23 protein-coding genes and 1 tRNA gene are annotated in these 24,566 nt (G+C 60.7%); 12 read left to right on the top strand and 12 right to left on the bottom strand.

Annotation, left to right across the window (positions count from 1 at the left end; all coding sequences use genetic code 11):
• Positions 1-58: 58 nt before the first annotated feature.
• Positions 59-370, bottom strand: coding sequence for a hypothetical protein (locus QN397_RS07595; RefSeq protein ID WP_323495449.1), 312 nt, complete (start codon positions 368-370; stop codon positions 59-61).
• Positions 371-473: 103 nt separating this feature from the next.
• Between QN397_RS07595 and QN397_RS07590 the strand changes: the two genes are divergently transcribed.
• The 3 genes from QN397_RS07590 to QN397_RS07580 are packed head-to-tail and all read left to right on the top strand — an operon-like array spanning position 474 to position 4,724.
• The gene (locus QN397_RS07590) at positions 474-2,990 is read left to right on the top strand and encodes an ABC transporter permease (RefSeq protein ID WP_323500555.1); all 2,517 of its coding nucleotides are present in this window, start codon (positions 474-476) and stop codon (positions 2,988-2,990) included.
• A 43-nt stretch (positions 2,991-3,033) separates the two neighbouring features.
• Positions 3,034-3,459, top strand: coding sequence for a group II truncated hemoglobin (locus QN397_RS07585; RefSeq protein ID WP_323495447.1), 426 nt, complete (start codon positions 3,034-3,036; stop codon positions 3,457-3,459).
• A gap of 32 nt (positions 3,460-3,491) precedes the next feature.
• Positions 3,492-4,724 (top strand): NAD(P)/FAD-dependent oxidoreductase, encoded by a 1,233-nt coding sequence (locus QN397_RS07580; protein WP_323495562.1) that lies wholly within the window; start codon positions 3,492-3,494, stop codon positions 4,722-4,724.
• A gap of 20 nt (positions 4,725-4,744) precedes the next feature.
• Here the strand turns inward: QN397_RS07580 and QN397_RS07575 are convergent, their stop codons facing one another.
• On the bottom strand, positions 4,745-5,425 hold the full coding sequence (locus QN397_RS07575) for a Smr/MutS family protein (RefSeq protein ID WP_323495446.1): 681 nt from the start codon (positions 5,423-5,425) through the stop codon (positions 4,745-4,747).
• Positions 5,425-6,102: a RadC family protein gene (gene radC, locus QN397_RS07570; RefSeq protein WP_323495445.1), complete on the bottom strand. Its 678-nt coding sequence runs from the start codon at positions 6,100-6,102 to the stop codon at positions 5,425-5,427. The genes QN397_RS07575 and radC overlap by 1 nt, the downstream gene beginning before the upstream one ends.
• A 95-nt stretch (positions 6,103-6,197) precedes the next feature.
• Between radC and QN397_RS07565 the strand changes: the two genes are divergently transcribed.
• From QN397_RS07565 to mobV, 8 genes are all read left to right on the top strand, one after another.
• Positions 6,198-6,680 (top strand): FKBP-type peptidyl-prolyl cis-trans isomerase, encoded by a 483-nt coding sequence (locus QN397_RS07565; RefSeq protein WP_323495561.1) that lies wholly within the window; start codon positions 6,198-6,200, stop codon positions 6,678-6,680.
• Between the two features lie 5 nt (positions 6,681-6,685).
• A complete protein-coding gene (gene ispH, locus QN397_RS07560) occupies positions 6,686-7,651 on the top strand; it encodes a 4-hydroxy-3-methylbut-2-enyl diphosphate reductase (RefSeq protein ID WP_323495560.1) in 966 nt (321 codons plus the stop codon).
• An 11-nt stretch (positions 7,652-7,662) separates the two neighbouring features.
• Positions 7,663-8,610: a threonine/serine dehydratase gene (locus QN397_RS07555; protein WP_323500559.1), complete on the top strand. Its 948-nt coding sequence runs from the start codon at positions 7,663-7,665 to the stop codon at positions 8,608-8,610.
• A gap of 52 nt (positions 8,611-8,662) precedes the next feature.
• Complete coding sequence (gene serS / locus QN397_RS07550; protein ID WP_323495444.1) at positions 8,663-10,006, top strand: serine--tRNA ligase; 1,344 nt, start codon at positions 8,663-8,665, stop codon at positions 10,004-10,006.
• A 15-nt stretch (positions 10,007-10,021) separates the two neighbouring features.
• A tRNA-Ser gene (locus QN397_RS07545) sits at positions 10,022-10,109 on the top strand.
• Positions 10,110-10,186: 77 nt separating this feature from the next.
• Entirely contained in the window at positions 10,187-11,395 is a 1,209-nt protein-coding gene (locus QN397_RS07540; protein ID WP_323500554.1) for a phage integrase SAM-like domain-containing protein, read from the top strand.
• A 48-nt stretch (positions 11,396-11,443) separates the two neighbouring features.
• A complete protein-coding gene (locus QN397_RS07535; RefSeq protein WP_323500553.1) occupies positions 11,444-11,764 on the top strand; it encodes a hypothetical protein in 321 nt (106 codons plus the stop codon).
• 274 nt (positions 11,765-12,038) lie between these two features.
• Positions 12,039-13,037: a MobV family relaxase gene (mobV, locus tag QN397_RS07530; RefSeq protein WP_323500552.1), complete on the top strand. Its 999-nt coding sequence runs from the start codon at positions 12,039-12,041 to the stop codon at positions 13,035-13,037.
• A 1,357-nt stretch (positions 13,038-14,394) separates the two neighbouring features.
• Here mobV and QN397_RS07525 read toward each other — a convergent pair.
• Positions 14,395-14,649, bottom strand: coding sequence for a hypothetical protein (locus QN397_RS07525; protein WP_323500551.1), 255 nt, complete (start codon positions 14,647-14,649; stop codon positions 14,395-14,397).
• A gap of 441 nt (positions 14,650-15,090) precedes the next feature.
• Here QN397_RS07525 and shkS point away from each other — a divergent pair, with 441 nt between their 5' ends.
• A complete protein-coding gene (gene shkS, locus QN397_RS07520) occupies positions 15,091-16,527 on the top strand; it encodes a surface-behavior sensor histidine kinase ShkS (RefSeq protein WP_323495443.1) in 1,437 nt (478 codons plus the stop codon).
• Positions 16,528-16,578: 51 nt separating this feature from the next.
• Here the strand turns inward: shkS and QN397_RS07515 are convergent, their stop codons facing one another.
• The 8 genes from QN397_RS07515 to QN397_RS07480 all read right to left on the bottom strand — a co-directional run bounded on the left by QN397_RS07515 (position 16,579) and on the right by QN397_RS07480 (position 24,563).
• Positions 16,579-17,175: a LuxR C-terminal-related transcriptional regulator gene (locus QN397_RS07515; RefSeq protein WP_187054667.1), complete on the bottom strand. Its 597-nt coding sequence runs from the start codon at positions 17,173-17,175 to the stop codon at positions 16,579-16,581.
• A 68-nt stretch (positions 17,176-17,243) separates the two neighbouring features.
• On the bottom strand, positions 17,244-18,587 hold the full coding sequence (locus tag QN397_RS07510) for a tryptophan--tRNA ligase (protein WP_323495442.1): 1,344 nt from the start codon (positions 18,585-18,587) through the stop codon (positions 17,244-17,246).
• A 17-nt stretch (positions 18,588-18,604) separates the two neighbouring features.
• Entirely contained in the window at positions 18,605-19,276 is a 672-nt protein-coding gene (locus QN397_RS07505; protein WP_323495441.1) for a site-2 protease family protein, read from the bottom strand.
• A 57-nt stretch (positions 19,277-19,333) separates the two neighbouring features.
• Complete coding sequence (locus tag QN397_RS07500; RefSeq protein WP_187054670.1) at positions 19,334-19,969, bottom strand: L-threonylcarbamoyladenylate synthase; 636 nt, start codon at positions 19,967-19,969, stop codon at positions 19,334-19,336.
• 59 nt (positions 19,970-20,028) lie between these two features.
• Complete coding sequence (locus QN397_RS07495) at positions 20,029-20,886, bottom strand: DMT family transporter (RefSeq protein ID WP_323495558.1); 858 nt, start codon at positions 20,884-20,886, stop codon at positions 20,029-20,031.
• A 68-nt stretch (positions 20,887-20,954) separates the two neighbouring features.
• Positions 20,955-21,809, bottom strand: a complete 855-nt coding sequence (locus tag QN397_RS07490) for a 3',5'-nucleoside bisphosphate phosphatase (RefSeq protein WP_323495440.1) — start codon at positions 21,807-21,809, stop codon at positions 20,955-20,957.
• A 55-nt stretch (positions 21,810-21,864) separates the two neighbouring features.
• Positions 21,865-22,926, bottom strand: a complete 1,062-nt coding sequence (locus QN397_RS07485; protein ID WP_323495439.1) for a transporter — start codon at positions 22,924-22,926, stop codon at positions 21,865-21,867.
• Positions 22,923-24,563, bottom strand: coding sequence for an inorganic phosphate transporter (locus QN397_RS07480; protein ID WP_323495438.1), 1,641 nt, complete (start codon positions 24,561-24,563; stop codon positions 22,923-22,925). Before QN397_RS07480 ends, QN397_RS07485 begins: the two co-directional genes overlap by 4 nt.
• Between the last annotated feature and the right edge of the window lie 3 nt (positions 24,564-24,566).

Raw genomic sequence — 24,566 nt, 5'->3', positions numbered from 1 at the left:
GGTTCTACTTATTCGAAAAGAGTTGGAAACGTAATCAGGGTCTGCGCAGTGGAGGATGTCACTTGGCCTTGCCATCTCCCCCGGTCGGCGCAGCAGCGCCGCCGTTACCCGAAGTGGCAGCCTGGCCAGATGTCATCCCGCCAATGGCGGTGCCGCCTTCGGACGGTCCTTTGTGTGGCGAGGTGGAATCGACTTTATCGCCCGATCCAGCAGGAACGATGCCGGCAGGGTATTCGCCGGAACGCGTGCTCCCCGAGGCGCTGGTCGGCAGCGGCGGCGTCGAAGGTTTCCTGTCGCAGGCGACCAAAGCCAGAAGCGCCACCAGACCCAGGGTCGTGGCGAATGCTTTGCAGAGATGACGTGGGCTCAAGCTTGACTCCTTTTCAAATTAGTCTAGCAATGGAACAAAGTCCTTGCACCGTGGCATCACCCTACAGACAAATTCCGCCGGCCACGTCGGCTATCGTCGCCAGATGAACGCTTCTTTTCGCCTTGGCTGGCGCACCCTCTGGCGCGATTTGCGCGCGGGCGAACTGCGCCTTTTGATCGTCGCCGTGCTGCTCGCGGTCGCGGCGCTCACCGCCGTCGGGTTCTTTGCCGATCGGCTCAAGGGTGGTTTGCAGCGCGATGCGCGGCAGTTGCTCGGCGGCGATGCGGTGCTGGCCAGCGACAACCCGACGCCACCCGCCTTCGTCGAGCGTGCAAAAGCGTTGGGCCTGCAAGCGGCCGGCACTTATGGCTTTCCGACCATGGCGCGCGCCAGCGATGGCCAAGGCGGCGCCAGCAAGCTGGTCGCGTTGAAAGCTGTCGAGGCCGGCTATCCGTTACGAGGCCGCCTGCAAACCTCGGTCACGGCCGAAGGCGCCGGCGAGCCGACACGTGACATCCCCGCACCCGGCGACGTGTGGGTCGATGCGTCGCTGCTTGAATCGCTCGGCTTGAAGGTCGGCGACATGATGTTGCTGGGCGACACGCAATTGAAGATCGCGCGCATCGTCGTGCTCGAGCCCGACCGGGGCGCCGGCTTCATGAGCTTCGCGCCGCGCGTGATGCTGAACCAGGCCGACGTCGCCCGCACCGGGCTCGTGCAGCCGGCCAGCCGCATCAACTACCGATTTGCCGTGGCGGGCGATGCGGCGGCGGTCAAGTCGTTCAGCGACTTCACCGACGCGACGTTGAAGAAGGGCGAGCTGCGTGGCGCACGGCTCGACTCGTTCGAAACTGGCCGGCCCGAAATGCGGCAGACACTCGACCGCGCCGAAAAGTTCCTGAACCTCGTGGCACTGCTTGCCGCGTTGCTGTCGGCCGTGGCCGTGGCGCTCGCGGCGCGCGGCTTCGCAGCCAGCCATCTCGACGACTGCGCCATGCTGCGGGTGCTCGGGCAGAGCCAGCGCACCATCGCCATGGCGTACGCATTCGAGTTTCTGATCATCGGTCTGGTGGCGAGCGGGCTCGGCGTTGCGATCGGCTTCGGCGTGCACTACGTCTTCGTCGCGCTGCTCGCCGGACTGGTCGATGCGTCGCTGCCGGCGGCCACGTTATGGCCCGTCGCTTTCGGCTTCGGCATGGGCTTGACTCTGCTGTTCGCCTTCGGCCTGCCCCCTGTGTTGCAGCTTGCCAAGGTGCCCCCGCTGCGGGTGATCCGGCGCGATGTCGGCGGCCTCAAGCCGGCGTCGATCGCAGTGCTCACCGTCGGCGTGCTGGGCTTCGCTGCGCTGCTGCTCGCCGCCAGCAGCGACATCAAGCTCGGGCTCATCGCAGTCGGCGGTTTTGCTGCAGCGGTCGCGTTGTTCGCGGCGTTTAGCTGGCTTGCGGTCAAGGTCTTGCGACGCAGTGTCAACGAGACCACGGCCCCACGCTGGCTGGTGCTGGCGACGCGGCAGATCTCGGCGCGCCCCGTGTACGCCGTGGTGCAGGTCAGTGCGCTGGCCGTCGGACTGCTCGCGCTCATCTTGCTGGTGCTGCTGCGCACCGACCTCGTCTCGAGCTGGCGCAAGGCAACGCCGCCCGATGCGCCCAACCGCTTCGTCATCAACGTGATGCCCGAGCAGAGCGACCCGTTCCAGAAGTCGCTGCGCGATGCGGGCGTGTCCAAGTTCGACTGGTACCCGATGATTCGCGGGCGCCTGATCGCGATCAACGACAAGCCGATCGCGCCCGACGACTATGCCGACGACCGCGCCAAGCGACTGGTCGATCGCGAGTTCAACCTCAGCAACAGCGCCGACGCACCGGCGCACAACACCATCACCTCCGGCAAGTGGACGCCCGATGCCAAGGGTGAGATCAGCGTCGAAGAAGGCCTGGCTGAAACGCTCGGGCTGAAGCTCGGCGACACCCTGCGCTTCGATGTCGGCGGCATCCCGAGCGATGCGCGCATCACCTCGCTGCGCAAGGTCGACTGGGGCTCGCTGCACGCCAACTTCTTCGTCATGTACACGGTCGCGACGCTGCCCGATGTGCCGGCGACTTACCTCGCCGCGTTCCGTGCGCCGCCGGTCAAGGGCTTCGACAACGCGTTGGTGCGCAGCTACCCCAACATCACCAACGTCGACATGAGCGCGACCATCGCGCAGGTGCAGCGCGTGCTCGACCAGGTCATCAGCGCGGTCGAGTTCTTGTTCGGCTTCACGTTGGCAGCCGGGCTCGTCGTGCTGTTCGCTGCGGTGACTGCGACGCGCGAAGAGCGGGCGCGCGAGTTCGCGGTGATGCGCGCGGTCGGTGCACGCGCCAGCTTGCTGCGGCAAGTGCAGCGGGCCGAGCTGATCGGCGTCGGCTTGCTGGCCGGACTGCTCGCCAGCATCGTGGCGTCGGCCATCGGGTGGGCGCTGGCGCGCTACGTCTTCGAGTTCACCTGGACCGCGTCGCCGCTGGTGCCGCTGGGCGGCGCGTTGACAGGTGCGGTGCTGGCGCTGGCGGCCGGTTGGTGGGGACTGCGCGAAGTGCTGCGTCGGCCGGTAGTGGAGACATTGCGCCGCGCGGCTGAATGACACCGTCGAACACCGTTAAACGGTGACGACGACAATCGGCCCCATGCAGATTGAAGAAAAACCCAAGTTCGACTCACCCTTCGAGTGGATCGGCGGTGAAGAAAAAGTTAAGGCGCTGGTCGACCGTTTCTACGACCTGATGGAGATCGAGCCCGCCTATGCAGTGCTGCGCGCGGTCCACGGCAACACGCTCGACAACGCGCGCCAGCGGCTCTTCTGGTTCCTGTGCGGATGGCTCGGCGGACCGCAGCATTACACCGACCGGTTCGGTAACCCGATGCTGCGTGCGCGGCACCTGCCGCAGAGCATCGGGGGCCACAGCATCGGCATCAAGGAGCGCGACCAGTGGCTCGCGTGCATGGACCAGGCGATGGGTGAGACGGGTGTCGACGAAGCGCTGCGGGAGCGGCTGCGCGACTCCTTTTTCAAGACCGCGGACTGGATGCGTAACAGGGGAGAGGCGGTGTGAGTGGCATGAACGAAATGAACAACGTGAACAAAATGAACGACATCGTGATCATCGGCGGCGGTCACGCGGCGGCGCAGCTGTGCGCTTCGCTGGTCGAGGCCGGGCAGGGCGCCCGTGTGCATCTGGTGTGCGAGGAGCCTTGCGAGCCGTATCACCGGCCGCCGTTGTCCAAGGCATTCCTGAAAAGCGCTGAAGAAACGACGCAGCCGCACAAGGCCGCTGACTGGTATCGCGAGGCGGGCATCACGTTGCATCTCGGCAATGAGGCCACGGCGATCGACCGCGCTGCGCACACCGTCACGCTGCGCTCAGGCGCCGTACTGCCGTGGGAACGACTGGTGCTCGCGACGGGCACGCGTGCGCGTCGTCTATCCGGCTTGCCCGATGGCCTTGCCAATGTCGCGACGCTGCGGGCGGCCGACGAGGCGCATCGCCTGCGCACGCAGCTCGCGTCGGCGCAGCACGTCATCGTGCTCGGCGGCGGCTTCATCGGACTCGAAGTGGCGGCCACTGCCAAGGCGATGGGCAAGACGGTCCGCGTTGTCGAAGCCGCGCCTCGGCTGATGGGCCGCGCCGTCTCGCCCGAGTTGTCGGCGCATGTGCTGGCGGTGCATCGCGCGGCCGACATCGACATCGTTTTGAACGCCAAGGTTGGCGGTTTCGAAATCTCTGGAGACCGCCTGCAGTCGATCGAGATCGATGGCGTCAAGGTGGCGGTCGACCTGCTGCTGCTCGGCATCGGTGCGGTGCCCGAAACCACCTTGGCCGAGGCGGCCGGACTGGAATGCGCCGACGGCATCGTGGTCGACGCGCACATGCAGACCAGCGACGCGGCGGTGCTGGCGATCGGCGACTGCACGCGCTTTCCGGACCGGCGCGCCGGCCGTGCGCTGCGGCTCGAATCGGTCGCCAACGCGAACGAGCAGGCACGCACCGCGGCCGCCACGCTCACTGGCGCGCCGCGGCCGCACGATGCGTTGCCGTGGTTCTGGTCGGAGCAGGGCGGAATGCGATTGCAGATGGTCGGGCTGGTGCCGGACGAGAGCACACCGGGTCAGGTTACGGTGCGGAGGCCAGGTCCAGGCGCTAACCCCAACGCCTTCTCGCTGTTCCATTACGTCGATGGCCAACTGGTGTGCGTCGAGTCGGCCAACGCGCCGGTCGATCACATGATGAGCCGCAAGCTGATGGAGGCGCAGCGCAACCCCGAGCCGGCGGCGGTGGCCGATGTGGCGGTGCCGTTGAAATCGCTTCTGGGTAGCTGACCGGCATTGCGCCGACAGCGCTACTGGCGTCCCACCGGCGCCAGCAGCACCACCAGCGCGCCGGCGCCGCCTTCGGCCGGCTTGGCCTGCACGAAGGCCAGCACCTCGATCTTCTGGATCAGCCAGCGCTGCGTCTTGGTCTTGAGAACCGGCATCTTGCCGGGCGAGCCAAGCCCTTTGCCATGCACGACGCGCACGCAACGGATCCCTTGACGGTGCGAGGTGCGGATGAAGGCGCCGAGCGCCTCACGCGCTTCGTCGCTTCGCAGTCCATGCAGGTCGCACTGTCGCTGGATCGCCCACTCGCCTGCACGCAGCTTGCGCGTGACGTCGGTACCGATGCCGGGGCGGCGAAAGCTCATCGCGTCGTCGACATCGAGCAGCGTGGTGACGTCGAATTCGTCGCTGATCGACTCGCGCATCACGCGTTGTTCGTCGAGCTGATGTTGGTATGGAATGGGCGCCGGTGGCTCGGGCGTTAGCACCACAGACGCTTTGCGCCGCAGCGGTTCGGTGGCGCCTATAGCGCGGCTGAACAGGTCTTTTTCCGCGGCGCGTTTTTTCTCGACAGCGAGTCGCAGCGCGTCGGCGGCGGCCTCGCGTTCACGCTCCGTCGCCAGCGTTTGCTGAATCTGCTTCAGATCGGCGAGTGAGCGCAGGCCCGCAGGTGATTTGCCGGAATCCGGTTTGACGCGTGCCATCAGATCAATCCTTTTTCTGCCATCGACAGGGTCTGGCCCGCCGCGACGATCACATGATCGAGCACGCGGACATCGACCAGCGCCAGCGCCGCTTTCAATGTCTGTGTTAGCGACTCGTCCGCGCGCGATGGCTCGACGCTGCCGCTCGGATGGTTGTGCGCCAGCACCACGGCCGCGGCGTGATGGTGCAGTGCGCGGATGACGACCTCGCGCGGGTAGACGCTGGTTTGCGTCAGCGTGCCGCGGAACAGTTCTTCGAGCGCGATCAACCGGTGTTGCGCGTCGAGGAACAACGCTGCGAAAACTTCATGTGGCCGCGATGCGATGTGCAGTTGCAGGTAGTGCTTGACGGCGTCCGGCGAGTCGAACACCGCCCGCTCTTTCAGCCGCTCGGCCATGGCGCGGCGCGCGAGTTCGAGCACGGCGGTGAGCTCGGCGCGCTTCGCCGGTCCACCGAGACCCTTGATCTTTTTCAGGTCGTCCAGGCTGGTGTTGAGCAGGCCGGCGAGGCCGCCGAAGGTGTCGAGCAGTTCCTGCGACAACTGGAGCACGTTCTTGCCGACCATGCCGGTGCGCAGCAGCAGCGCCAGCAATTCAACGTCGCCTAGCGCACCGGCGCCGCGAGCAAGCAGCTTCTCGCGCGGGCGGGCGTCGGCGGGGAGGTCCTTGAAGGCCATGCAGGCAGTCGGTGAGGGAATTGGGCGCGGAACTGGAGCCTGCGAGCCCGGCTCCCTAAAATGAGGGCCAGTTTATCGGGACACCCATTTTGTCTTTGCCTCCCACCGCCGTTTCTGCCGCCGCCCCCCACGTTACCGCGCCTGTCGTGAATGCGGGCTCGTTCCTCACCCTGCATTACCGGCTCGCCGGTCCGGCGGGCGACGTCATCAACACCTTCGCGGACAAACCAGCGACGCTGTCGCTCGGCAACGGCGAGCTGTCACCCGCGATGGAAGCACGGCTGATCGGACTTGAAGAAGGCGCGCATGACACCTTCCAGCTACCCGCCGGTGAAGCTTTCGGCGACCGCAATCTCGAGATGCAGCAGTGGGTCGCCAAGACGTTGCTCGCCAAAATGGGCGACCCCGACGAGCGCTATGCGGTCGGCGATGTGGTCCAGTTTCCGACGCCCGATGGCACCGGAAGCTACGCCGGTGCGGTGATCGAGTCGAACGCGACGGCGGTGCGCTTCGACTTCAACCATCCGCTGGCCGGACAGCCCGTGACCTTCGAAGTGCAGCTGATCGGCGTGCTGTGACCGAAGTGAAAACGCTCGACGAAATCGTGTTGGCCGAGCCACGCGGCTTTTGCGCAGGGGTCGACCGCGCCATCGAAATCGTGGAGCGCGCCCTGGCCAAGTTCGGTGCGCCGATCTATGTGCGCCACGAGATCGTGCACAACACCTACGTGGTGAACGAGCTCAAGTCGAAGGGCGCGATCTTCATCGAAGACCTGGCCGATGTGCCGCCGGGCTCGACGCTGGTGTTCAGCGCGCACGGTGTCAGCAAGGCGGTGCAGCAAGAGGCCCGCGCGCGGGGCTTCGACATCTTCGACGCGACCTGCCCGCTCGTCACCAAGGTGCACGTCGAGGTCGCCAAGCTCGCCAAGGAGGGCTACGAATTCATCATGATCGGCCACAAGGGGCATCCTGAAGTCGAGGGCACGATGGGCCAGCTCACGGGCGGCATCCATCTTGTCGAAGACGTCGCCGATGTGGCGACCGTGCGGCCGGCACAGAGCGAAAAACTGGCCGTCGTCACGCAGACGACCCTGAGCGTGGACGACGCGGCCGAGATCGCCGCCGCCGTACGCGCGCGCTTTCCGAAGGTGCGCGAGCCCAAGCAGCAGGACATCTGCTACGCGACGCAAAACCGGCAGGACGCGATCAAGATCATGAGCCCGCAAGTCGACTTGGTGATCGTCGTCGGCAGCCCGACCAGCTCGAACAGCAATCGGTTGCGCGAACTGGCGCAGCGCCTGGGCACCGAGAGCTACATGGTCGATTCGGCGGACGAACTTCAGCCCGCATGGTTCGAAGGCAAGAGTCGCATCGGGATCACGGCCGGCGCTTCTGCGCCGGAGATTCTGGTGACGGAAGTGATCGATCGCGTGAAGGCGCTCGGAGCGGTGTCGGTGCGCAAGATGGACGGGATCGTGGAGACGGTCAAGTTCCCGCTGCCGAAGGGGCTTCGGCTCGCTGGCCAATCTTCACCAGGGCATATCTCGTGAGCACGACAGCGATCGACTGGCGCCGCGAGATCGAAGACGCGGCGCAACGGCTGCACGCGCGTGCCGGGCACTTCCTGCTTCAGACCCCGCTGTGGAAACTGCCGGCTTCGGCCGTTGGCTTGGTAGCACCTGGTGCCGAGGTCTGGTTGAAGCTTGAACACCTGCAGGTCAGCGGCAGCTTCAAGGCGCGCGGCATGATGAACCGGCTGCTGGCCAACGACATTCCGGCCAGCGGCGTGGTGGTCGCATCGGGGGGTAACGCAGGCATCGCGACGGCGGCAGCAGCGCGTGCGTTGGGCGTGCGCTGTGAGGTGTTTTTGCCCGGTGTTTCGCCCGAAGCCAAGCGCGCCCGGTTGCGTGACTTGGGTGCGGAAGTGGTCGTGGTCGGCGAGATTTACCCGGATGCGCTGGCCGCCTGCATCGCGCGCCAAAAGGAAACCGGTGCGCTGTTGACCCACGCCTACGACCAACCCGAAGTGGTGGCCGGTGCCGGCACGCTGGGCCGCGAAATCGAAGCGCAGGGCGGCTTGCCCGATTCGGTTCTGGTGAGCGTCGGTGGCGGTGGGCTGATCGGCGGGCTGGCGGCCTGGTTCGAGCAGCGCAGCCGCGTGGTCGCGATCGAACCCGAACACGCGCCGACGCTGTTCCGTGCCCGTGAAGCCGGCGAGCCGGTCGATGTGGAAGTTGGCGGTATCGCTGCCGATTCGCTCGGTGCCAAGCGCATCGGCGCGCTGTCGTGGGACATCACGCAGCGCCAGGTACGCGATGCGCTGCTGCTGCCGGACGATGCGATTCGCGCGGCGCAGCGATGGATGTGGAAAGAGATGAAGCTGGCGGTCGAGCCGGCGGCGGCGTTGCCGCTGGCGGCGCTGCAAACCGGCGCATACCGTGTGCGCGACGGCGAAAGCGTCTGCCTGATCGTCTGCGGCGCCAATGTCGATCCGGCCACGCTGGCGTGACCGCGTGCGTCGGCTGACTTGAGCTGTGGTCGTCGCCACCTAAAATCGGTGGATGCTCGACATCACCCTGCTCCGCAAGGACCTCCCCTCGGTCGTTGCCCGACTCGAAACCCGCAAAGCCAATCAGACCTTTCTCGACGTTCATGCCTTCACAGCGCTGGAGGCTGAACGCAAGATCCTTCAGGTCCGAACCGAAGAGTTGCAGGCACGGCGCAATACGCTCAACAAGCAGATCGGCCCACTGAAAGCCAAGGGCGAATCTGTCGACGCATTGATGACCGAGGTCAATGCGCTCAAGGCCGAGCAAGAGGCGCAAGGCGGTCGCCTCGAAGCCATCCAGCCGGAACTGCAGGCGCTGTTGCTGGCAGTGCCCAACTTGCCGCATGCCAGCGTGCCGGTCGGCACCGACGAGCACGGCAATGTCGAAGTGCGTCGTTGGGCGCCGCAAGGCGGTGCCGGCGCCGCGGCCACGCGGCTCGGCTTCGAAGCGAAAGACCATGTCGACCTGGGTGAACCGCTCGGGCTCGACTTCGAGATGGGCACCAAGCTAGCTGGTTCGCGCTTCAGCGTGTTGAAAGGGCCGATCGCCCGGCTGCATCGCGCGCTCGCACAGTTCATGCTCGACATGCAGACAGAGAAACACGGCTACACGGAATGCTATGTGCCGTACATCGTCAACGCGGCATCGCTCAGCGGCACCGGCCAGTTGCCCAAGTTCGAAGGCGACCTCTTCGCCGCTAAAAAGGGCGGGCAAGACGGCGAGCCGGTGCCGGACAACCAGGCGCTCTACCTCATTCCTACCAGCGAAGTTCCGCTGACCAACTTCGTGCGCGACGAGGTCGTGGCCGAGTCGACGTTGCCGATCAAGCTGACCGCGCACTCGCCGTGCTTTCGCTCCGAAGCCGGCAGCGCCGGGCGCGACACGCGCGGCATGATCCGGCAGCACCAGTTCGACAAGGTCGAGATGGTGCAGATCACGCACCCCGATCGCAGCTACGAAGCGCTCGAAGCCATGACCGGCCATGCCGAGGCGGTGCTGCAGGCGCTGGAGTTGCCGTACCGCGTGGTGCTGTTGTGCACCGGCGACATGGGCTTTGGTTCCAGCAAGACCTACGACCTGGAAGTCTGGTTGCCGGCGCAGGACACGTACCGCGAGATCAGTTCGGTCTCCAACTGCGAAGCTTTTCAGGCGCGCCGATTGCAAGCGCGGTTCAAGAACGCGCAAGGCAAGAACGAACTCGTGCACACGCTCAACGGCTCTGGGCTTGCGGTCGGACGCACGCTGGTCGCGGTGCTCGAAAATCATCAGAACGCCGATGGGTCCATCACCGTGCCGCGAGCGTTGCATCCTTACCTCGGAGGGCTCGAAATGCTCCGAGCCTCTGCTAGAATCTGAGGCTCGACAGCGACCGGAGAGGTGGCAGAGTGGTCGAATGTACCTGACTCGAAATCAGGCGTACGGAAACGTACCGAGGGTTCGAATCCCTCCCTCTCCTCCAAACGCCCTAAGTCCATGATTTTTAAGGACTTTTAGCGAAAGCAGAATCGAGACTGGCAGCACTTCTGGTAACAGCCAGTGCTCAATCTTCCAGTCTACCTGCGGGGCAATACCTACTACCTTCACACCCGTGTGCTGGGTAAACAGGTCAAGAAATCCTTGGGAACCAGCGACAAGAAAACTGCCATGATGTTGGCGGGCCAACTTCTTGCGCAGATTTTTCCGATGGTCATTCGCCGATATGAAATTGATCTGCATCGCGGGGTCCTCAAGTCCGATGGACCCGAGGATCACGCCCGGATGCTCGTGGCACTGGAAACCTTGGGCAAGCTCAGTCCCCACGCCCCCAGCCCCCCCGGGGGCCCTTTAAAAGCAAGGGTGGGGCTACGCCTGCCTGAAGTCGTGGAGAAATTTTTCCAGCTTAAAAAGCAGTTGCGACCCGCCACAGTCCTTGCATATAAAAACACCTGCAATGAGTTCGCCGGGTTCATTAATAACCCGATGGTGGACGAAATTGACATCAGCGATGTCACCCGATACCAAGACCACCTGGCTAAATTCAACACAACACGGACCATCGACAACAAGATCGGCGTGCTGAATTCGGTGTTCAATTTCGCCAAAAAACAGGGTTATTATTTCAAGGACAACCCGGCGGCTGGCCGAAAGTTGATGACTAACCAGCAAAGAGCCAAGGGTGGTTTTGCCATTTTTGAGGTCGAAGACCTTCAAAAAGTCTTCGGCTCCGAGTTCCAGAACTGGAAGAAAAAAGATCCAGACTTCTATTATGTGTGTCTGCTGGCCTTGATTTCCGGTTGCCGGGTGTCTGAAATAACCAGCTTGCTGGCCGAGAATTTGAGGCTGACGCCCGTTCATCACATCAAAATTAAGGACTCAAAAACCCAGGCGGGCGTGCGAAGTGTGCCAATTCCCCAAATATTTATGGAAGAATTGCGAGAATTTTATAAACAAAAAACTGGAAAAGAGCAGATTTTTAAGTACAAGCTGCGACTTGGAAAAGGTTCAGGAACTGCGGTGGGGCAAAAATTCGGAAGACATTTGGACAAGATTGGAATTGAAAACGACCAGCTTGTGTTCCATTCCTTGCGAAAATTCTTCAACGATTTCTGCATGAAAAACGATATTGCCTTCGAGCCGAGGTGCCAAGTTATGGGCCACGAGATCGATAATGTGAACGTTGGAATTTACACAAATGAATTTTCGATAGAACAGTTGGAGAAAATTTTCCCGCCGGTGCAAAAGAAAATTTTGTCCCTGATCCCTTGACTTGACTTAATTTCGCTATATCTTAGGCTCTAAAAAAAGGAGCCAGATATGCTTGAAAATCTAAAAATAACCGATATGATAACGGCCGCCGAGCGGTCGAAACTTTGGTTGTTGTTGCAAAAAATATATTTCACAACTCACTCAGGGCAGATTTTGATGATTGAAGTAAACCAAGTTTTCTCCGTAGTGCTTAATATTTATGAACCAAAAGAGATGGATGATGTTGGTGTGCCAACAAAATTTCAGCCGATTATTCTCATAATGTATATTAATGGTGCAGTCGACAAGCTTCCGGCAACACCTGAGAATACTGCAATGGCACTTCAACTCCTCAAAGAGCTAAACACCAAAACGGGTTTAAAAAGATAAGAGTAACACCTGAGCAGATTAGACGAAAGCGGGAGCTTTCGCAAACGCTGGGCTTCAAGAAGGCCGAGCAGTAAAAAATTGAGCCATCGAAAGATGGCTTTTTTTTATGCTCGGAAGGCTGTTGGCTGTTTTGTAATTGTGCGAAGCACCGAACCCGAACGTAGTGAGGACCTTTTTCGTAGAAAAAGGTGTAGTGAGTTACACCTTTTTGGTGTAAGGCTTGAAAAGAGAGAAAAACACGCTTAAATAAAGAGAGCAAGAGTCAAGGGGTCCCATGCACAGCATAATAAGAACAAAAAAACACAAGTCAATAGCGAGCTTGAAAACCCGGGAAAATCACACCTATCGAAGAATAGACACACCCAACGCCGATCCAGAAAAGTCGAAGAAAAATAAATTGCTCTTTGGTCAAACTGATTATGCAACTGGGCTAGAAAATTTTCTCGACGACTACAAAAAAGAGAAACACATTCGAAAAGATGGAGTGCTGGCGGTCGAGTATTTGTTGACAGCCAGCCCGGAATTTTTTGATACCGGTCCAAAAAATGAGCGGGATGATCGACTAAAAAAATGGTGTGATTCTCAAATCGACTTCATGAAAAAGAAACACGGAGAAAAAAATATTCTCTGCATGTACCTTCACCTGGACGAAAAGACACCTCACATCGAAACCTTTGTTGTCCCAATCGACTCAAAAGGCAAACTGAATTGCAAGTATTTTCTAGGCGGCAAAAACAAACTCAGAGAACTTCAAACCGATTACGCCCTACACAATGCATCCTTTGACTTAAAACGCGGTCTGACAGGCTCCAAGGCAACTCATGTCCAAGTTCAGAAATTTTACGAGCAGATCAAGAGCAAATCAAAAGTCACGAACGATGATTTGATGAAGGCGGTCAAAATAGAAACTCCTTCAATCTCGGAAAGACTAGATCCGACGGTTTTTCTTGCAGTCCAACAGAAAAAAATCTTTGAGCGAATCACAAAATTATTCGCTGGTACTGTCTACGAAAACAAGTTGATAGCCCAAGCCAAGAAAATTCTTTGGGATTGGAAACGATCTGAGGACGACGCCCGAAAAGTCAAATACAAGCTTGAGATTGAAAAGGAAGTACTACAGGAAAAAATCAACAGGCAGGTAAAGTCTATATTGATGCTCGACTCTCTGAAAACTGAGAACAAGGATTTGCAAAAACACGTGAACAATATTGAGGTAGAAAATCAGTTGCTCAAAAATAAATTGTCGCCCAAACCCAAAACGCTTGACATTTAGCCTGAATCTGCGAATATAAAAAGGCAAGGATTGACGTACATTGCAAAATGACGACAACGAAAAAGCCACCTAACAAGGTGGCTTTTTTAATGGCATTGACAGAATCGGAATTTTTTAATTAACTATGAGTGTTGATAGGCAATCTACGTCGATCCTTGCAGATCCCCGGCTTTTGCCTATCCAGTAAGTTCTTCGGACTAGTTGGTAGAGTGGAAAGTCAGCAAAAACAAATTTATCCCACCTCTCAGAGCGCTGCAAGCCCAACACCCGAATAAAAGATTACAGACAAAAGGCCGCATACAAATAAACAAAAGTGCGGACCGAAGAGACTAAAGCGGTAACTGTGCGCAGTCTCACCCAAGCTAGAGCTAACGGGGCACAGGTGGTGTAAATACCATGAATAGCAAAAAGGCGAGAGATTTACCTTCTTTCCTCAGGCGTATGGCAACGGAGATTTAATAGCTCTGCAACCTACCAGAAAAGCCCCCAAATCCGTTTTTTAGCGGGTTAGGGTGAGCTATTCCAGGCTTCGGCCAGAAGACTGGAATAGCAAAGAGGGATATCGATCCTGAATTACAGCTAAATCTATGGGCGAAGCACTGATACTGCAAAGCAGTGGCTGTTAATGTAGCGAAGCGAAATAAATGGACGGCGGCCCAAAATTTGACTTTTTGAACTTCAGTTAATGAACCTTATTGCAACAAAACTAATATCGAAATCTATTGAGGCCGCATTTTTCGAGGCGGGTAAAATATACTTGGAAAATCCAGAAGCACTTGAGCAAATTAATGTGGCCTTATGCCGTGTCACATCTGATTTGCAAGGGCTAATTGACAATCAAAGTCACGAGGATGCAGAATATGTTGATTGTCTGCAATCCTCTTAAAGGCTCATTAATCAAGCCAGCTTTTTTGCATTTTTGTTTTTTATGCCTATAAATGTCAATAGGGTCTTGATTTTCTGGGTGGGAATTAAAACTTTACCTCTAACTCCAGATTTTCCAGCTTTTCGGTTAAAGCATTTAAATTACCATGGAGTGTCTGTGCTCGTTGGTCTGCATGGGATGCTGCCACTCCAGACATAGCTTCGTTGCTCACTGCTGTGGCAATATTTCTGTGGAGTTGTGCGGCTTGGAGCCGAAGCCCATTGACTATGTCATCTGACATTTTTTCTCGCTATGGCGTCGTATGGAACTTGACAAATCGATTTGTGCTAGTTTACTAAGAGCATGATTGAATTAATTCCAGTGCTCCTTCAGCAAGCCTCTTTTGCGCTGTGGGAGATTTACTTTTTAATCGCATTGCCCTTTTGCGTGGGCTTGTATTTGGGAATCGCATACGGAAAAATGAAATAACTGTCATTGGGCACCTGCCCATACCAACAGTATAATAAATGGCGCAAGGAACGCTAATATCCACCACACAAACATTCTTTTGGGCCCGAATGCTGATTCATGGACTTTTTGGCCAATCCAAGATCCGAGGAGCGAATAGATAACTATTCCTCCTATAAAATTCCAAGCGGGAATGTTTTGGAAGTATTCAAACCTATGCGCGATTAACCATGCGATTACGGCGCCCGCAAGCGATGCACCAAATGCAATACGGTTCATTCCTCGTCCTTCCTTCTTTGGATTCTTTCAAGATGCGCGCAAGCATGATATGCTACTGGTAGCAAGTGTGGTATCGAATCTGCTACCACTTTTCGTTAACCGTGTTGCCAAGTGGTTGATTATGCTGGAGATTTCGGGATATGAAAATCTATCCCTCCCTCTCCTCCAGCGATGGATTGCTAAAGCCCCGCCAGCCGGGGCTTTTTTGCGTCTGTTCTGCGGTTAAGAGTTGCGCCGGTGCGACGCTGTCGGGGAAACTTTCGGTGACAATGTAGGACCCCTCGACCGCCAACGGCAGGCAAGTCGCGAGGCGCACAGGTCGGGGAAACCTACAAGGCATGCGGGGTTCAGCTTGATTCGTGACTGCTTCGCTCTCTTTCAGGGGCCCCTTTGTCGAAGGGGCTTTTTTGTAGACCCCGCGGCGGGGTGCCATTCGGAAACATGAAGGGCAATTCTTCCTTCGCCGGCCTGGGCAATTCGTCCTTCGCCAGCCTCACGCCGGCGCCAGCCTCGGCCGATGAAGCAGAACCGTGGGTCCGCGGTGAGCTGATCCGAAGTTTGATGCGGGCATCCCGCGGCTCGCATTTTCTGGCTGCCGCACTGCTGCCTGCCATGATCGGGTTGAGCTGGGGCTACGTGCCGCTGTGGCAACTGATGGTGTGGCTGGCCATCGGGGTCGCCGCCACCTGCTGCCGCGTCTGGGGCGAACAGGTCTACACGCGCCGCTATGCCGATCGCGACTCCGACGGGCAGCAGCGGTTTGTCGAGAAATATCACTTTCTCTGGAGCATCAGCGCCTTTGCCTGGGGCCTGTCGATCCTGATCTTTTTCGAGCGCACGCCGCTCATCAACCAGTTCATGAGCTGGCTGATCGTGGCCGGGGTGGCGACGTTTCCGCTCAACGGGCTGGCACTGCACCCGCCATTGCTCAAGCGCTACGTCAACACGCTCTTCATCACGATGCTTGCAGCGGTGCTGTTCCGCGTCGTCGAGATGAATTTCGAGAAACCGCATTTCAACTACGGCTTTCTGTTGCTGCCGATGCTGCATTGGTGGCTGCTGCTGCGCGCCGGCCGGCGCATCCACGAGACGGCCCGCAACAGCTTCGAACTGCTCTTTCATAACCACATACTGATTGCCTCGCTGACCCAGCAACGGCAGGCCGCCGTGTCGGCCGTGGCCATGAAAAACCGTTTCCTGGCGAGCGCGGCGCACGACATGCGGCAGCCCGTGCTGGCGCTGTCTCTCTACGCCGACTGGCTCCGCAACGAGCCGGAGCTGGTGCAGGAGATCGCGCCGAAGATCGTCCGTGCCACGCATGCGGTCAACGCGCTGTTCGATTCGCTGTTCGACCTGGCGCGCATCGATTCCGGCCAGGTGCGGCTGCACATCGAGCGGGTCGATGTCGGCCAACTGCTGCACGACCTGGAGCTGCAGTACCGGCCGGTGGCAGAGGCCAAAGGCTTGAAGTTCCAAGTGCACATTGCCAAGGGCACGGTACTGACCGACCCCATTCGCGTGCGCCGGATGATCGGCAATCTGATTGCCAACGCCATCAAGTACACCGTCGAGGGGGGCGTGCTGCTGGCGTCGCGGCAAACACGCGACGGCCTCCGGGTCGAGGTGTGGGATACCGGCATCGGCATCGCGCGCGAACATCTGCGCGACGTGTTCCTGGAGTTCTACAAGGTGGCCGACCATGCCGGCACGTCCGATGGTTTCGGCCTCGGACTCGCCATCGTGGCTCGCCTGTCGCACGCGCTAGGCCATCCGGTGAGCGTGCGATCGCGGCTCGGACGCGGCAGCGTGTTTCGGGTTGCATTGCACGACGCCGATGAATCGCAGGCGCAATCCCGGGTCAGTTCTGCGGTCGGCTGATAAACCCCTGGTTGGGGGGTCCTGGAGTTAGCCGGAAGGCTAACCAGTCAATCAGCCGGACAGCAAACCGTTGGTCCGTGCGTAATGCAGCGCCTGCGTACGGCTCTTCACGCCGAGTCGCCGGAACAGACGCCACAGATGCACCTTGACGGTGTGTTCGCTGATTTCGAGCTCAGACGCGATGTCGCGATTGCTCATGCCCTTGTCGAGCATGGCGATGAGCTGCGTCTGGCGCTTCGACAACTTGCTGTTGGCGGCTGCCGCAGGCTCTTCGACATCCGAGTCGGCCATCAAGAGACCGCGCAGGGCGGCCGTCAATTCGGCGGAACTGGCTGACTTTTCGATGTACTGGTCGGCACCCGCTTCGATGCAGGCTTCTTCCATGTCTGCAGCAGGCGAGGCCGAGTACACGGCGATCGGCACATCCGGATAGGTCTGCTTGACCGCGATCACGCCGGAAACACCGGTCGTGTCGGGCAATTTGAGGTCGAGGCAAAACAGGCCGGGCGTACCGTGCTGCTTGACTGCGTTGGCGAGCTTGTCGAGGCGCTCGAGTTCCACGATGTTCTCGGCTGGCCGCAGGCGCCGCAGCACCATGACGATGGCGTCGCGCATCAAGGGGTGATCATCGATGACGTAAATGCTCATGTTTTGCTTTCGTTTGTGCGCAACTTATATATTGACTGTTGCTAGGCGCGCGAATCTCTCCCTTTACTTCAGCTCGCCTGACCGGCGAGTTCCTCCAGCGCAGCCATCACGGCGCGCCGCCCGTCATTGTCGACCGGTTCCAGCTGTTCTGCGAGCGCAGCGAGTGCTTCATTCGGTTGGTATTGCAGTGCCCCGATGGCGCGTCCGGCTTCTTGCGGCGACTGAAAGCCACGGCTTTGCAGCAGCGTGTCGTTGTGGGTATCGAGCAGCTTGAAATAAAAGAGTCCGTCGCGCTCGCGGTATTGCTTGAAGGTCGGCTTGCCCGTCTTGCCCGTCTTGCCACCCTTGCCGGCTTTCTTGCCGACACCCGCATCCTGACCGCCCAGGCTGGCAAGGCTGCGCAGCCCGACAGCGTGGCGCAGCGTCGCCATGAAAGGACGAGAAAGTTCGCGGGCCTTGTCGGCACCGATCAGCAAGGTGCGCTCGATTTGCGCGGGGTCATTCATCAACGCTTCGTAGCGCTCGCGAAGCGGCGTCAGTTCTCGGTCGATCCGCTCGAAGACCATTTGCTTGGCGTCGCCCCAGCCGATACCTTCGACGTAGGCCTTGCGCATTGCGGCTGTCTCGTCGGCAGTCGCGAACGCCTGAAAAATCTGGAACAGGGCCGAGCCCTCGGTCTCCTTCGGCTCGCCCGGCGCGCGCGAGTCGGTCACGATACCGCCGATGAGTTTTTGCAGCTGAGCTCGCGGCGAGAACAGCGGAATGGTGTTGTCGTAGCTCTTGCTCATCTTGCGGCCGTCGAGGCCGGGCAAGGTGGCAACCGCGTCGTCGACCTCGGCTTCGGGCAACACGAAATGCTCGCCGTACGAGTGATTGAAGCGCTGCGCGATGTCGCGCGCCATTTCGATGTGCTGGATCTGGTCGCGCCCAACCGGCACCTTGTGCGCATTGAACATCAATATGTCCGCGCCCATCAGCACCGGGTACATGAAGAGGCCCGCGGTGACGTCCGCATCCGGGTCTTCACCCTTGGCGATGTTTTTGTCGACGGACGCTTTGTACGCGTGCGCACGGTTCAGGATGCCTTTGCCGGTGACGCAGGTCAGCAGCCAGGTGAGTTCCGGAATCTCGGGGATGTCGGATTGGCGGTAGAAGACAACGCGCTCGGGGTCGAGCCCGCAGGCCAACCAGCTGGCAGCAATTTCAAGCGTCGAACGCTGGATGCGCGCCGGGTCATCGATCTTGATGAGGGCGTGGTAGTCCGCCATGAAATAAAAGCTCTGCACATCGGCGCGCTGGCTGAAGCGCACCGACGGCCGCACCAGGCCGGCGTAGTTGCCGAGATGCGGCGTGCCCGATGTGGTGATGCCGGTCAGAAACCGGGTTGCTTTGGGAGGTGTGGATGAAGCCATGTCGAATAGGGCTTGAGTCAACGCAGCAGTGCCGTCAGTGGCGAAATCAGCAGGTCGATGACGTGGTAGCCGACCGCCATGAGCGGGCTGAGCCAGTATTTGCTGACGACGCCTGCAAGCACGAGCGCCATCACGATGAAAAAGCCATAGGGTTCGATGCGCGCCAAAAACGCCTGGGCTTGTCCGCGCGGCAGCAGGCCGGCGAGCACGCGGCCACCATCGAGCGGCGGTAGCGGAAAAAGGTTGAAAGCACACATCACCAGATTGACGAGCACGCCGCCCTTCGCCATCTTGATGAAGAACGGCTCGCTGACACCGGTCGCGATGAGGCCGACGAAGACCAGCGCCCAGAGGATCGCCTGGATGAAGTTCGAGCCCGGCCCGGCGAGTGCGACCCAGATCATGTCGCGCTTGGGGTTGCGCAGATTGCCGAAGTTGACCGGCACCGGCTTGGCGTAGCCGAACAGGAACGCGCCCGAGGTCGCGAAGTACAGCATCAACGGCATCAGGATCGTGCCGATCGGGTCGATGTGCTTGAACGGGTTGAGGGTCACCCGGCCCATCACGTAGGCCGTGTTGTCGCCGAAGTGCCGGGCCACGTAGCCGTGGGCCGCCTCATGCACTGTGATCGCGAAGAGCACGGGCAACGCGTAGATGAGGATGCTTTGAATCAGGTTGGGAATGTCCACCGGTTCGATTGTCTCAGACGAAAGTGGGGAGGCTCTTCGTGACCGCCGGCAATCAGGTCACAACCCCAGCAGCGCGAGCGAGCCGCGGCCCATGCGGATCACGACCGGGTCGTCGCCGGTACCCATCGGCGTCAGGTCGACCACGGTGGTCGGCTCGGACGGGCAGGCGCCAGCGTCGATGACGGCGCCGAGCTGCTTTTCGAAGCGCTCGCGAATCGTCTGCGCGTCATTCAGCGCCTCGGTCTCGCCGGGGGGGATCAGCGTGGTCGCGAGCAGCGGCGCGCCGTGCAGCGTGAGCAGCTCGCTCAGCACCTTGTGATCCGGTACGCGCAGGCCGATGGTCTTGCGCTGCGGATGGCTGACGCGCCGCGGTACTTCCTTTGTCGCTTCGAGCAGAAAGGTATACGGGCCGGGTGTCGCCGCTTTCAACAGCCGGTACTGCTTGTTGTCGACGCGGGCGTAATGCGACACCTCGCTCAGGTCGCGACATAGCAGGGTGAGGTGGTGCTTCTCGTCGACCTGCCGGATGCGGCGCAACTGGTCGACCGCGTCCTTGTCGTCGAGGTGGCAGGCCAGCGCGTAGCTGGAGTCGGTCGGCACGGCGACGATTTCGCCGCGCGCGAGCAAAGCAACCGCCTGCTTCAGCAGTCGTTGTTGCGGGTTTTCAGGATGCACTTCAAAAAACTGGGCCATGGCAATCGATCAGGTTCGCGGGCTCGAGGTGAGCAGATTCAAAAACAGGTTGAGCAGGTTCAGCCCTCGGCAGGCTCGATGGGCAAGCGCCGCTCTTTGACGGTCAGCCAGGCGCCGGCCGCGCCGCATACAGCGATCAGCCCGATGCCCGCCAGCGACGCAATGTCCGGCACGTGCGAGAACATCAGCCAGCCGCCGAGCATCGCAAAGCCGATCTGTGCGTAGAGGTACGGGGTGAGCGTCGATGCGGCTGCGCGCTGGTACGCCAGGATGAGCAAAAAATGGCCGACCGTGCCCATGAACCCCATCAGGCACAGCAGCGCCCACCAGTGCCACGAGGGCAGCGCCGTCCAGACGAAGGGCAGGGCGCACGACGCGATCAGCGTGCCGACCCAGCCGGTATAGAAATGCATGGTGAGCGGATTCTCGGTCTGCGCCAGCTTGCTCGTCAGCAACTGGAACCATGCGTTGGTCAGCACCAGCCCCATCGGCAACAAGATCGCCCAGCTGAAGCTGCTGCCACCCGGGCGCAGGATGACCAGCGTGCCAAGGAAGCCGCCACATACCAGCGTCCAGCGCAGCGGAGACACACGCTCTTTGAAGATCGTGGCGGCCAGCAGTGTGATGACCAGCGGCGCGATCAACACGATGGAGGTGAACTCCGGCAGCGGCATGTAGCGCAGGCTGAAAAAAGCGAAAAGGCTGGTCGTCAGCAGCAAAGCGCCGCGCAGCACGTGGTACCTGGGGTGTGCCGTGGCCAGCAAGGATGTCCCATAGACCGGCAGCAACACAGCTGTCGTCGCGACCGCCTGGAAGGCATAGCGAAACCACACGCCCATGATGATCGGCACCGCGCCGACCGAAATCTTGGTGGCGGTGTCGAGCGTCGAAAAGCAGGCCACTGCCAAAACCACCATGCCAATACCGGCCAGGATGCGTTCGGATTCGAGATCGCGCGCGCCCCGCTCCGCTGGCTGCACCGCGCTCACTGAATGCGGTTTTCGAGCAGTTCCCAGACCGGCGTGAGTTTGCCGGGCAGCCAGGGGAGCTTGCCGAGGTCCATGTGACTTTCGTCGGGGCTATGGAAGTCGCTGCCGCGCGATGCCGCAAAGCCGAATTCAAGTGCCTTGTCGGCGTACTCGACGTACTCGGCCGGCGTGTGGCTCCCGGTAACGACCTCGATCGCCTTGCCGCCGTGCGCCTGGAATTCGAGGAATAGCGCGTACTCCTCGTTGGCGGTGAACTTGTAGCGACCCGGATGCGCGATCACAGCGATGCCCTTGGCGTCGGTGATCCAGCGGATCGCGTCCTTGAGCGTGGCCCAGCGGTGCGGCACGTAGCCCGGCTTGCCCTCGGTCAGGTATTTGCGAAAGACCTCGTAGGTGTCTTTGCAAACGCCGCTTTCGACCAGGAACCGCGCGAAGTGCGTGCGCGAAATCAATTCAGGGTTGCCGACGAAAGTGAGTGCGCCTTCGTAGGCACCCTTGATGCCGACCTTGGCCAGCCCCTCGGACATTTCCATGGCCCGCTTGCCGCGACCGCCGCGCGTGTCGTAAAGGCCCTGACTGATGGCGGCGTCGTCCGGGTCGAAGCCGAGCCCGACGATGTGCACCGTTTCATTCGCGAAGGTGACGGAGATCTCGGTGCCCGTCAGATAGCGCATGCCATTTTCGCGGGCCGCAGCAGCGGCGCGGTGCTGGCCGCCGACTTCGTCATGGTCGGTGAGCGCCCACAGCTCGACGCCGTTCGCCGCTGCGCGGGCAGCAAGGGCCTCCGGCGTCAATGTGCCGTCGGAAACCACGGAATGGCAATGCAGATCGGCGTTCAGGATGTTTTGCACGCTCTAATTTTATGCCTTGCATCCCGCACGCGCAGGACCTGCCGCAAACGCCCCGCTAGCGTCCCTTCTTCTTGCGGAAAGCCAGCCGCGCCGCCACCGCGGTGAAGCTCATGATGAGCGCCACCACGATCCAGAAGCCGTGCTTGTGTTCGGCCAGCGGAATGCCGCCGACGTTCATGCCGAAGAGGCCCGCCATGATGTTGATCGGCAGCGCCAGCACCGTGACCACCGTCAGCACGAAGAGGCTGCGGTTGTTGTCTTCATTGACGTTGGCGGCGATCTCCTCCTGCAGCAGCTTGATGCGCTCCTGCAGCGCCTGCATGTCGCGCAGTACGACCGAGAACTCTTCAGTCGAACCGCGCAGCTCCTGCGCATCGGCTTCGGCCATCCAGCTGGGCGGGTTCTGCAGCAAGCGGAAAAGCGCTGCCGGCTCGGGTGCGAGCAGGCGTTGCAGGCGCACCAGCATCCGGCGCAGCCCGCCGAGCCGCGCGCGCTTGTTGTCGAGACGCGCGGCCAGCAGGTCGTCCTCTATCGCGTCGATGCGCGATGTCGCGTCGCGCACGATGTGCACCAGCACGTCGGCCTGGGCACGCAGCAGGTGTTCGAGCATTTCGGTGCTCGACCGCGGCGCGTCGCCAGCGTTCACAGCCGTGCGCAGGGCATCGACCGAGCGCAGCGGCTGGGTGCGCGCCGTCACCACGAGCCGCGGGCCGACGCTGATCCACAGCGTGGAGATGTCCGACGGCTCGAAGCTGAACTCGAAGTGCACGTCGTTGATGACGGCGATGAGCGCATCGTCGGCGCGCTCGATGCGGGTCGACGGCAGGCCTTCGTGCAACGTCTCGAAGAAGGTGTCGGAGAGCTGCGCGTGCCGACGGAGCCAGCGCTCGGCCTGGGCATGGCTCAGGTTGAAGTGCAGCCAGAGATAACTTTTGTCGTGGCCTGCAATTCCGGCTGCATCCGTCTGGGCCAGGTAGGCGGCAGCCGCTGCAGAGTCGAGCGGGCGCACCGGCTGCGGTGCCTCGGCATCGAACAGATAGCCGCAGATCAGCCCGGCTTCGTCACCGCCATAGGACGCTGCGACCCCGCCATTCACCGCACCGCTCGCCGCGCTCAAAAGATGTGCGTGAAGAGCCAGTACAACGAGCCTGACAGCAGCATCGCCACCGGCAAGGTCAGCACCCACGCCATCGCCAAGTTACGCAGTGTCGACATCTGCAGGCCGGAGCCGTTGGCCACCATCGAACCCGCCACGCCGGAAGACAGCACGTGCGTGGTCGACACCGGCAGCCCGTACATGTCGGCGGCGCCGATGGTCACCATCGCGACCAGTTCGGCCGAAGCACCTTGCGCATAGCTCAGGTGCGTCTTGCCGATCTTCTCTCCGACGGTGACCACGATGCGCTTCCAGCCGATCATGGTGCCGAGGCCCAGAGCGATCGCGACGGCGACCTTGACCCACAGCGGAATGAACTTGGTGGCGTCGTCGATTTCCTTGCGAAACTCGCCAACCTTGGCCGTGGTGTCGGTATCGAAATGCGCCGCGTCGCTCTTGCCTAGATGGCGCAGCGCTTCCGACGCGAGGTACATGTCGTTTCGCACGTTGGCCACGGCCTCTGCCGGCACGCCAGCGAGCGAGCCGTGTTCCTTCACCTGCTGTGCGATGCTGCCGGCTGTCGCGCCGAGTGCAGGCACGACCGATGCATTGAACTCGCGTGTGCGCACGTAGGTCGACAGCACTTCGCGTGCCGCCGCAGGCCGCAGCGCAGGCAGCGATGCAACCGCCGATGCATTGCGGTTCAGCGCGCTTTGCGCGCTTTCTGCGACCGCGACGAAGCGTACCGTTTGATCTGTCGGCATCGAGCGATTGAGCGCGTACGCCATCGGCACCGTGCCGACGAGGATCAGCATGATCAGCCCCATGCCTTTTTGCCCATCATTGGAGCCGTGCGCGAACGACACGCCGGTGCAGGTAAGGATCAACAGACCGCGAATCCACCAGGGCGGAGGAGCCTCGCCGCGTGGCTCCTCGTAGAGTGCGCGGTTCTTGACGAAGGCGCGCAGCGCGAGCAACAGCAAGGCCGCGCAGCCGAAGCCGACGAGCGGCGACAGCAGCAGCGAATAGCCGATCTTCACGGCTTGCGGCCAGTCCACGCCACTGGTTCCGTCGCGCCCGTGCATCAGCGCATTGGCAACGCCGACACCGATGATCGAGCCGATCAACGTGTGCGAAGAAGACGCCGGCAAACCGAGCCACCAAGTGCCGAGGTTCCACATGATGGCGGCGATCAGCAGTGCGAACACCATCGCGAAGCCGGCGCCCGAGCCCACCTGCAGGATGAGCTCGACCGGCAGCAGCGAGATGATGCCGAAAGCCACCGCACCGCTCGATACCAGCACGCCCAGAAAATTGAAGAAGCCCGACCAGACGACTGCGAAATTCGGCGGTAACGAGTGCGTGTAGATCACCGTGGCTACTGCGTTGGCCGTGTCGTGAAAACCGTTGACGAACTCGAAGCCCAGCGCCACCAGCAGGGCGACACCAAGCAGGATGTACGGCACCCAGGTCGTGGTCTGTGCGCTGGCCGCGCGTACGTCGGTCGTCAGGCTCCACGCGGTGTACAAGAGCCCGGCGGCGAGCAAGCCCGCGAAGACGATCAGGGTGACCGGGCCGGGCTTGGCGTCGAGCTTTGGCCGTTGCGCCGGCTTCGGATGTACCGGAAGATTCGCGTCGGAAGCCGCAAGGGTGTTCATGGC

This window comes from Variovorax sp. RTB1 (assembly GCF_035018765.1).
GTDB lineage: Bacteria > Pseudomonadota > Gammaproteobacteria > Burkholderiales > Burkholderiaceae_C > Variovorax.
Note: the sequence above shows the minus strand (reverse complement) of the source record. Positions and strands in the feature narration are given on the sequence as shown.